Source organism: Streptococcus sp. 4155, assembly GCF_013276695.1.
Taxonomy (GTDB): Bacteria; Bacillota; Bacilli; order Lactobacillales; family Streptococcaceae; genus Streptococcus; species Streptococcus pseudopneumoniae.
Map to the genome: position 1 here is coordinate 1 of NZ_VMLM01000102.1, position 1502 is coordinate 1502.

Below are 1502 nucleotides of genomic sequence, written 5' to 3' on the forward strand. Positions count from 1 at the left end.
TTACCATTTTTCACACCACGAAATTCTTACTCTACATAAGCTGATGTAGAGTAAGGATATTGTAAAGTATTTTTTACCTTAACTAAATCATTTTTGCCAATAATGACTTCTGACTGATTTGTATAATATTGACCATAAGTCGGTGAAACATCGGGAAGTGAAAAATTATTAGTTCCTGGATCCTCTTGTAATGTTTCACTTACCTCATACTCCTCGCCTGTACTTGAAATAACAGTCAACGCAGATACTGTCGGTAGCTGACTAGCTAATAAAGTACTAGCAATAATTGAAATACCGAATTTGCGATAAAATGTTTTCTTCATTTTTATAATTCATTCCTTTCGTTTCACTCAAGGCACAACACAGAATGAAAAAGTGTTGTGCTCTTTGTTTTATAATAACAGTGAGAAAGCCTATCACTACTACAAATCACGGGGAGGTGAATAAGTGAGTGGTACAGCCACTACCTCGCATTTTTATAGGTGTCATTCTTTCCATCAAGCACAAGAACTGTGACTAAGAGCACGTAAACTTATAATTGAATAAGCGACTCGTTTGTGAAAGGAAAGAATAGTCAAGGGATAGGCAGACTCAAATTTTATGAAGGGAGCCCCCTCATGTTAAAAATTATTTATATGGCATCGAAAAGCTATCATCGCTATCTGTCGCAGATTATTGGTTGCCATCTACCACGTACTTTTAAAACAGGAGAGTTATAATCCAAGATTACAAGGTCTTACAGAAATAAGAAATTCAGATAAGACAATGTCTGTCCAAGATGCCGTTCGTTTTGCACAACAGCACGGATTCAAGGTGCTTTAATTTTAAAGGTTGGGTATCAAGACCTCTTTTTAGTGTGCCCAAAATTTAGAGAAGTAATCAATCAACTAACTTTTATTTTTTCAAACTTGCCCCTACAATTTTTAATGAATAATAAAAGCGAATATACTAGAGACTAATTCTATTCCATTATTCTTTAATCAGCCTTCCCAACATCAAGACCATTGGACTTCTTTTGTGATTGCACTCGAATCTCCAATTGTCTATTCTTCTGAATAAACTGTTGGTAAGGAATTGTATTACTAAACATAAAAACACCTAGCAATGCAAATGTAACTAATTTTTTAATTCCACGTTTTTTTCTCATGCAATGAAACCCCTTTCTTTTTCCTTGTTTTTATTCTAACAGATATATTTTATTTAGCCAAGTGTTTTTATTGCATTTTGAACTTTTTTTCTTATTATTACCATAAAGAATTATTTGTTTCTTTAACTTACTATTTTGAACTAAAAATTTTATAATGAAATTAAGCAAATAGGAAGGTTTATTATCTTTAATGAATACACTCGCAGAGAAATTCAGATTGAAAAGAAAAGAGTTGAGACTCTCCCAACAAACTCTTGCAGAAGGAATTTGTGAACAAAGCCAGATTAGTAAAATTGAGAGAGGGCATTTCATTCCCTCCGCAGACCTTTTGTTCAAACTCTCCCAACGACTCGAA

At 33.4% G+C, this 1502-nt stretch carries 2 protein-coding genes and 2 pseudogenes; 2 read left to right on the forward strand and 2 right to left on the reverse strand.

What is annotated here, in order from left to right:
• Positions 1-29 precede the first annotated feature (29 nt).
• Positions 30-323 (reverse strand): annotated as a pseudogene (locus tag HT715_RS10650) (choline-binding protein G); the annotation flags it as partial.
• Between the two features lie 316 nt (positions 324-639).
• On the opposite strand from HT715_RS10650, the pseudogene HT715_RS12325 reads away from it, so the two are divergent.
• Positions 640-822, forward strand: a pseudogene (locus tag HT715_RS12325) (IS110 family transposase); the annotation flags it as partial.
• Between the two features lie 154 nt (positions 823-976).
• On the opposite strand, the gene HT715_RS12330 reads toward HT715_RS12325, so the two are convergent.
• Complete coding sequence (locus HT715_RS12330; protein WP_001227865.1) at positions 977-1147, reverse strand: PhrA family quorum-sensing system peptide; 171 nt, start codon at positions 1145-1147, stop codon at positions 977-979.
• Between the two features lie 190 nt (positions 1148-1337).
• On the opposite strand from HT715_RS12330, the gene HT715_RS10655 reads away from it, so the two are divergent.
• Positions 1338-1502, forward strand: a 165-nt coding sequence (locus tag HT715_RS10655) for a helix-turn-helix transcriptional regulator (protein WP_172922950.1), incomplete at its 3' end; no start/stop codon positions are given.